11 protein-coding genes and 1 pseudogene are annotated in these 7,512 nt (G+C 59.6%); 6 read left to right on the top strand and 6 right to left on the bottom strand.

Translation table 11 applies throughout. The annotated features are described in order from the left end of the window. Positions 1-309: dihydroxy-acid dehydratase (locus QZ326_RS10045; RefSeq protein WP_295744732.1), on the top strand; the 309-nt coding region annotated here is incomplete at its 5' end. Positions 310-339: 30 nt separating this feature from the next. Further along, entirely contained in the window at positions 340-1,647 is a 1,308-nt protein-coding gene (locus tag QZ326_RS10040; protein ID WP_295744729.1) for an ATP-binding protein, read from the top strand. 186 nt (positions 1,648-1,833) lie between these two features. Here QZ326_RS10040 and QZ326_RS10035 read toward each other — a convergent pair whose 3' ends face one another. From QZ326_RS10035 to QZ326_RS10025, 3 genes and pseudogenes are all read right to left on the bottom strand, one after another. Next, complete coding sequence (locus QZ326_RS10035; protein ID WP_295744738.1) at positions 1,834-2,184, bottom strand: DUF5626 family protein; 351 nt, start codon at positions 2,182-2,184, stop codon at positions 1,834-1,836. Between the two features lie 206 nt (positions 2,185-2,390). Next, the gene (locus QZ326_RS10030; RefSeq protein WP_295744726.1) at positions 2,391-2,795 is read right to left on the bottom strand and encodes a helix-turn-helix transcriptional regulator; all 405 of its coding nucleotides are present in this window, start codon (positions 2,793-2,795) and stop codon (positions 2,391-2,393) included. Positions 2,796-3,070: 275 nt separating this feature from the next. Then, positions 3,071-4,297: pseudogene (locus QZ326_RS10025) on the bottom strand (endonuclease Q family protein); the annotation flags it as partial. Positions 4,298-4,442: 145 nt separating this feature from the next. Between QZ326_RS10025 and QZ326_RS10020 the strand changes: the two are divergent. Next, positions 4,443-4,892 (top strand): DUF6194 family protein, encoded by a 450-nt coding sequence (locus tag QZ326_RS10020; protein ID WP_295744723.1) that lies wholly within the window; start codon positions 4,443-4,445, stop codon positions 4,890-4,892. A gap of 39 nt (positions 4,893-4,931) precedes the next feature. On the opposite strand, the gene QZ326_RS10015 is transcribed toward QZ326_RS10020, so the two are convergent. The 3 genes from QZ326_RS10015 to sfsA form a co-directional block, all read right to left on the bottom strand. After that, entirely contained in the window at positions 4,932-5,126 is a 195-nt protein-coding gene (locus QZ326_RS10015) for a hypothetical protein (RefSeq protein ID WP_295744720.1), read from the bottom strand. Between the two features lie 17 nt (positions 5,127-5,143). Next, positions 5,144-5,713 (bottom strand): manganese efflux pump MntP family protein, encoded by a 570-nt coding sequence (locus QZ326_RS10010; protein ID WP_365329004.1) that lies wholly within the window; start codon positions 5,711-5,713, stop codon positions 5,144-5,146. An 82-nt stretch (positions 5,714-5,795) separates the two neighbouring features. Continuing rightward, positions 5,796-6,476: a DNA/RNA nuclease SfsA gene (sfsA, locus tag QZ326_RS10005; protein ID WP_295744716.1), complete on the bottom strand. Its 681-nt coding sequence runs from the start codon at positions 6,474-6,476 to the stop codon at positions 5,796-5,798. Positions 6,477-6,680: 204 nt separating this feature from the next. On the opposite strand from sfsA, the gene QZ326_RS10000 reads away from it, so the two are divergent. The 3 genes from QZ326_RS10000 to QZ326_RS09990 form a co-directional block, all read left to right on the top strand. Beyond that, a complete protein-coding gene (locus tag QZ326_RS10000; protein ID WP_295744714.1) occupies positions 6,681-6,950 on the top strand; it encodes an OadG family protein in 270 nt (89 codons plus the stop codon). Between the two features lie 24 nt (positions 6,951-6,974). After that, positions 6,975-7,319 carry a biotin/lipoyl-containing protein gene (locus QZ326_RS09995; protein WP_295744711.1) on the top strand — a complete coding sequence of 115 codons (345 nt, stop codon included), beginning with the start codon at positions 6,975-6,977 and terminating at the stop codon, positions 7,317-7,319. Between the two features lie 18 nt (positions 7,320-7,337). Then, a partial coding sequence (locus tag QZ326_RS09990) for a sodium ion-translocating decarboxylase subunit beta (RefSeq protein WP_295744735.1) occupies positions 7,338-7,512 on the top strand: 175 nt, incomplete at its 3' end.

The following is a 7,512-nucleotide window of genomic DNA, read 5'->3' as shown; positions in this document are numbered from 1 at the left end:
GCCGGCATGGGGCTGGACAAGGACGTGGCCCTCATCACCGACGGCCGCTTCTCCGGCGCGACAAGAGGCGCGTCCATCGGCCACGTCTCCCCGGAGGCGGCCTCCGGCGGCCCCATCGGCCTGGTGGAGGAGGGCGACAGAATCGCCATCGACATCCCCGCCCACACCATCACCCTGAAAGTCTCCGATGAGGAGCTGTCCCGGCGGAAGGCCGCCTGGGTCTGCCCGGAGCCCAAGATCAAAACCGGATATCTGGCCCGGTACGCCCGGCTGGTCTCCTCCGCCGACAGGGGTGCCGTGCTGGACTGACGCAATCAACCGTAAAGAGGAAGTGTCGAAATGTATCGCGATGTAGCGCATCTGCTGATGTACAGCAATCTGGGGAAGGACAGCATCCTCCTCCGCCTCTCGGAGGTCCTCCGGGATTGGGAGCGGGGCGGCTTTGACCGGGACGAACTGGTCCGGCGCATTTACAGGGAGATCAAGCGGCTTTTGGAGCTGGGCACTTCCTGCGGATTTGACGAAAACCTGTGGCACTGCTACCTCACCTGGCTGCTGATGACCAACCGGAACGCCTTCACCCTCACCTGCGAGCGTTCCGGCAGCCGGGAGGGCACCGTCAACGGCTTTGTCAAAGCCGACTTTGCCGTCTTCCGCCGCCTTTTCCACTACGATTTTTCCCCCATTGAAAAGGACCTTGGGCTCGACTGCTTCACCGCCATCTCCCATTACAGCGCCCTGCCCAAGCGGGATCGGATCTACAACCGGGATGTGAGCTGGCAGGTGCGGGTCCTCAGCCGTGCCCTGGCCCAGGCCCGGGACGAGGAGGACATCTTCTCCCTCATGACCAGCTATTACCGGCAGTACGGCTTCGGCCTCTTCGCCATGAACCGGGCCTTCCGCATCCAGGGCCATGGAAAGGAACTGGAGTTCCTGCCCATCACCAACGTGGACCGGGTGATGCTGGAGGACCTGCTGGGCTATGAGAAGCAAAAGGAGGAGCTCCGCCGAAACACCGAGGCCTTCCTGGACGGCAAACACGCCAATAACGTCCTGCTTTACGGCGATGCCGGTACCGGCAAATCCACCAGCGTCAAGGCCCTGGTCAACGAGTATTTCAGCCGGGGTCTTCGGATGATCGAGATCTACAAGCACCAGTTCAGGGATCTCTCTGCTGTGCTGGCCCAGGTGAAAAATCGAAATTACCGTTTCATCATCTTCATCGACGACCTCTCCTTTGAGGAGAACGAGGTGGAATACAAGTTCCTCAAGGCCGTCATCGAGGGCGGCGTGGAGACCCGGCCGGACAACGTGCTGATCTACGCCACCTCCAACCGCCGCCACCTGATCCGGGAGACCTGGAACGACCGCACGGACATGGAGCACCACGGCGACATTCACCGCTCCGACACGGTAGAGGAGAAGCTGTCCCTCTCCGCCCGGTTCGGCGTCGCCATCAACTACAACGCCCCCACGCCCAAGGAGTTTCAGGCCATTGTCCTGGCCCTGGCCCAGCGGCAGGGCATCCGGATGGACGAGAAAGAGCTGCTGGCTCTGGCCAACACCTGGGAGGTCCGCCACGGCGGCTTCTCCGGCCGCATCGCCCAGCAGTTTGTGAACTACGTCGAGGGGCTGAACAAAAAGTAATATAACAGGACCCCCAGCCGTCAAAAAACGCGGGAAATGTATTCGACGGTAAGTGCAGGCTGCGCCCGAAGGCATGTTTCGGACCGCCCATTTGGGCGTTTTGACATCTTTTAAACAAGGACTAACGAGCGGGAGGCGCAATATATGCGCCTCCCGCTCGTTATTTGTCAGAAGCATCCATCCAATTTACATATCCCAGGTAACACTAATATCATTGTCACTTCCCGTAACTGTTCCCTTAAGCCAACAGGTTTTTGTCACCAAATCCAGCGTAGTCGCATCAAAGGCCAATCTTCCATATGTAGAAGTCTTGCTTAAAACAACATTATCATATGTAGCCCCAATTGTTGTAATTGCATAATCTCTCACGTCAGTTACTTGATTGTTTGTAACATCCATATAAAACTCTGCATCAAAGAATATCCCGTGATAATATACCTGAAAGGTTCTTGTATCGGCTCTGGTAATTCCAGCGAAAACCGCCTCAATGCCAATTGTCGCCGGATTGCCATTATTATCCACTATATCCAGCGAAATGCTCTCATTTGGGGCCAGTGTATTTAAATTGTAAAATAATACTTCCCCATTTCTTTCAATGGCCCTCGCCTCTTTAGGATGCCGCCAATGCTCCCGCTTGCATCATGGAAATGCTCATGGCAATCGCCACGATTATGGTTGCGACTCTTTTCATACATACTCATCCTTTCCAAATTATTCACTGTTCTCGCTGGTAAGTACGAATTTTAACCTCCTTTTTTCCAGATTGACCATATTAATAAAACAATCAAACCCATGATTGCGGTCCATAAACACATAGTTATTACAGTCATTGTCATATGGAAAGCTTTTCCTGTACCCAGTACTGCCGCTATAGCCAGAATGACGATAAGCATATTTCTTTTTCGGAGCACAACGAACTTTTCCTGTTTTTCCATCCTTTCCACCCCCTGTTCATCCCCATTTAACATAGAATCTATCGTAACACAATATAAGCCGCTCAGTGCTTTTAAGTTCTCCCTTGACGGCGTTGTTTCTCCTGATTCCCACCTCGAAACAGCCTGTCGGGATACGTTTATCTTTTCAGCCAATTCCAATTGCGTAAGTCCCCTTTGTTTTCTTAACAAAACCAACTTTTCTTCCAACTTCATATATTTCCCTTCTAAATATATAACTCCTGAACAACGTTGCCCCCTGATCTCCCCGCCTCAAAACAGCCCGCCTGGACGCATTTGCCATCTCCGCCAATTTCAATTACACACATTCCTTCGGCCCTGTTTTTTCTCCAATACTACACTGTGATTTCTGAGATGTAAACCACATGCAGCTTGCATTTCGGCAACCCAGGGTTGCTTTTCCGTTTTTATCTCCTGGGCCTCTTTATGGTGGTCTCTCCCGCTCCCGGAGGTTCTGCCAGCCACGTCCGCTCCTCGGGAGACAACAGCGCAACCGTCCCATAAGCCCCGTCGAATCCCGCCCGCAGCTCCACCTGCCCCTGCCGCAGGCGGCGGATGCCCTCGGCGGTCAGCGGCCCCGCCACTTGGGCGATATCCTCTACAGGCGCTTCTCGCAGAATATGGAACTCTGGTCCCAGCTCCCGCAGCAGCGTCTCGTATACCGCCGCCGTCTTCTTCCCTGCCGCGGAGAAGCCCGTGGAGGCGGCGATCACCTCCGGCAGGGGCGCCAGGCTCTCAAAGGGCTTGGCCTCCTGGGGCCGGAAACCCGCCGGGCGGGCCGCCAGCTCCTCCACCCGGTGCTCCACACCCACAGTCAGCTTCTTTCCGCACACCGGGCAGAGCCCGCCCCGGGCCGCCGTCTCCGCCGGCGTCAGGCACACGCCGCAGCTCCGGTGGCCGTCCAAGTGGTACTTCCCCTCCTCCGGGAAAAACTCAATGGTGCCGCCAAACCCCTCCCCCGTGCGGATGGCCCGGAGCAGGGCCGGATAGGTCCGCTCTGTCTCCAGGAGGTTGGCCTCCCGGCCCAGCTTTGCCGGGGAGTGGGCGTCGGAGTTGGAGACCAGGGTCAGCCCGTCCAGGGCGGTCACCCGCCAGTTCATGGGCGGGTCCGACGACAACCCCGTCTCTATGGCGTGAATGTGAGGCGCCAGGTCCCCGAAACACGCCTCTACCGTCTCAAAGCCCGTAAAGGCCCCGAACATGGAGAAGTGGGGCGTCCAGATATGGGCGGGAATCAGCTCCGCCCCCGGGCAGGTCTCCAGAATCATCTCCAACAGATCCCGGCTGTCCAGGCCCAGGATGGGCCTGCCGTCGGAACGGATGTTGCCCACGGCCTCCAGCCGGGCGGAGAGTACGTCCGCCGCCTCCAGAGAGGGCAGAAGGATCAGGTTGTGGACCCGGCGGGTCTTGCCGTCCCGCTTGTAGATGGAGCTGATCTCCCCGGTGACGACGAACCGGGGAATCTCTCCCGCCCTGCTCTCCGGCAGGCGGAATTCCTCCCGCAGGGCATAGACTCCCTCCCCCGCCGGAACCAACTGCTCCCGCAGTTCCGCCCGCCAGGCAGGGTGGGTGAAATCCCCGGTACCCACCAAACCGATGCCCTTGCGGCGGCTCCACCAGTCCAGATGGGGGAGGCCGCAGTCCCGGCTGGTGGCACGGGAGAAGCGGGAGTGGATGTGGAGGTCGGCGATATACATGGCGGTACTCCTTCTCGTAATAATCAACGCCATTGTACGCCCTTTTCCGACCCGGCGCAACAACGGGAGTGCAATTTCCACCATCTGGACAAGCACTCATCTCCGTGGTACAATACCCATCACAAAAAGCAGGAGGTGCAATAATATGAAGCCGGATGAAATCCTTCAATACTGCCTGGAGACCCTGGAGGGAACCATCCTGGTCTCCAGCTGGGGGGAGCGGGGCGTCTTCTATAACCCCGGCGGGAAGCTGAAGCGGGGCGTCTATGTGCTGACCGTCAAGGAGCGGGACGGAGAAAACGACAGGAGCTCCCGTCTGGACCGGGAGGGCGTGTACCGGGTCAATCTGGGCCTGCGGCGGGAGACCTTCCGCCGCCTCTTCGGCCCTCTGCCCCAGCGCCCGCCCAAGGGCGGCATTGTAGACATGCCCTGTGACTTCTCCCATACGGACTGCCTTCTGCCCCATCCCGTCTACGCCTGGATGGGATGGGCCTGTGTACTCACCCCCTCCCGGCAGACCTTTGAGGCGCTGAAACCGCTGATTGTGGAGAGCTATGAGTACGCCGGAGAGAAATACGCCAAGCGGACAAAGTAATTCAGCAGGGGCGCGGCTAAAAAGCCACGCCCCTGCTGTCTATTCCATCTCCCGGGCGATCAGGGCCTCCGCAATCTCAAAGGCCCTGATCCGCCGCGCCGCCAGCGTAATCTGGGACTTGTACCGCTCCGGACGCTCCTTTCCCTCCAGGGTTTTTACCGTCTGGCGCAGCTTGTGCAAAGTCGATTCGATCTGCCGCCTGGCCTCCGTCAATTCCTCTTTTGAAAATTCCATGGGATCTCCTTTCTGCGTCAAAGCACACCCAGATGCTCCAACAGGATCTTCACCCCCAGGAGAATCAGGATCACGCCGCCGGACAGCTCCGCCCGCCGCTTGTACCGGGCCCCGAAGAAATTGCCCACGGCCACCCCCGCCAGGGACAGGCAGAAGGTGGTGACGCCGATGACCGACACCGCCGGGAGGATGGCGACCTCCAGAAAGGCGAAGGTCACGCCCACTGCCAGGGCGTCGATACTGGTGGCCACCGCCATCAAAAAGAGCTGCCGGAGGTCCAGGTCTCCGGCGGCGCAGGCGGCCTCCTCCGGCCCCAGGGCCTCCCGCACCATGTTGCCGCCGATGAGGGCCAGCAGCACGAAGGCCACCCAATGGTCCAGCTCCTGGATGTACATGGCGAACCGGGACCCCAGCGCCCACCCCAGCAGGGGCATGGCCGCCTGGAATCCGCCGAAGAACAGGGCGATCACCCCGGCGCGGCGCCAGTTGAGCCGGGTCATGGACAACCCCTGACAGATCGCCACGGCAAAGGCGTCCATAGAGAGGCCCACGCCGATCAGAATCAGCTCCAGAAAACTCATAGACAACGCTCCTCCATCTCTTCGCATATCTCCCGCACGCTCTATCGTACGAGGTCCGCCGGATTTTTATGAGACACGCCGCCCGGCGTCACAGAATCACCGGCACCGGACAGCGGATGGCGATGCTCTCCGGCGTCACCCGGCAGTCCCAGGCGCAGACCCGGACGCCGTGCCCCGCCGCCTCCCGCAGGGCCTCGCCAAAAGCGGGGTGGGTGGCGTCATTGGGGGCCACAGAGCGGACACCCTCCATCTGCACCACAAAGAAGAGGGTTGCCCCCATCCCGGCCTCCGCCGCCCGCTGCAACTCCCGGATGTGCTTCACGCCCCGCTCCGTGGGAGCATCGGGGAAGCGGGCCGCGCCGCCCTCCTCCAGGGTGACCCCCTTGACCTCCACCAGGTGCGGCCCCGACCGCGTCTCCAGACAGAAGTCCAGACGGGACTCCCCATAGGTGAACTCCGGCCGCACCGCCGTCACCTCCGGCAAAAAGCCGCCGCCCTGCACCCACTCGCCGAAGACCCTGTTGGGGGCCTGGGCGTCCATGTTGATGAGCACCGCTCCCTTCTCCACCGCGATGAGATCGTAGAGGGTCTTCCGCCCGGGTCTGGTCCCCCGCTCCAGGTAGACCGGAGCGCCGGGGAGAAGCAGCTCCCGGCACCGGCCCGTGTTCTTCACGTGGACGGTCTGAAGCCCCTCCGCTGTCTCCACGTGAGCCACAAAACGGTTGGGCCGGTCCACAAAGCGGCCCGGGATCACGGTTCCATAGCGCATTGGCGTCCTCGCCTCCCCTCTTCGGATATGTTGTATTATCATACCACAGTTTTCCTGTCCAGTCGAGACCGTTTATACAAAGAGGCAATCGTTTTTGCCGGGAAATTTTCGAATAAATTTTCCGCATAAAATTTCAGAAAGTCATTGTTTTTTTCGGCGGAAATTGATACAATAGCCCTGCATCTAATTTTTAGGAGGGAGAATATGCCAGAATATTCCAGCTTGTTTGTCTGCCTGATGGGCATGGGCACCGTGTTTTTCGGGCTCATCTGCCTCATCGTCCTGACGACGGTCATGGGCAAGACCGTGGGAGGCCGCACGGCTCCTGCCGCCGCCCCCGCTCCGGTCCCCGCCGCCCCTGCGGCCGCGGAGCCCAACCGTCAGGAATTGGTAGCCGCCGTCTCCGCCGCCATCGCGGAGGAGCTCGGCACCGACATCACAGGCATCCGGATCGTCTCTATGAAAAAACTGTAAGAGGAAAAAGGAGAGAGTTTTATCATGAAAAAGTACAGAGTTACTGTCAACGGCACGGCCTATGAGATCCAGCTGGAGGAGCTGACCGGCGCCGCTCCCGCCCCTGCCGCGGCTTCCGCTGCCGCCCCCGCCCCTGCGGCTGCCGCTCCCGCCGGCGGCGAGCAGGTCACCAGCCCCATGCCCGGCACTATTCTGGACGTGAAGGTCGCCCAGGGCGCCGCCGTGAAGAAGGGCGACGTGCTGATGATCCTGGAGGCCATGAAGATGGAAAACGAGATCATGTGCCCCTGCGACGGCAAGGTGGCCTCCATCAACACCTCCAAGGGCGCGGCGGTGGAGTCCGGCACTCTGCTGTGCGTCATCCAGTAAAGCGCTGGAGGGACACACATGGAAGCTATTCTGGATTTTGTAAACAGCACGGGCTTCGCGCTGTTTACCCAGGGAGACAACTGGAAGTGCCTGGTTATGCTCGTCATTGCCTGCTTCCTGCTGTACCTGGGTATTGTGAAGAAGTTTGAGCCCCTGCTGCTGGTGCCCATCGCCTTCGGCATGCTCATCACCA

The sequence above is a fragment of the uncultured Oscillibacter sp. genome (genome assembly GCF_910587525.1).
Taxonomy (GTDB): domain Bacteria; phylum Bacillota; class Clostridia; order Oscillospirales; family Oscillospiraceae; genus Oscillibacter.
This window is presented reverse-complemented; position numbering and strand designations above follow the sequence as displayed.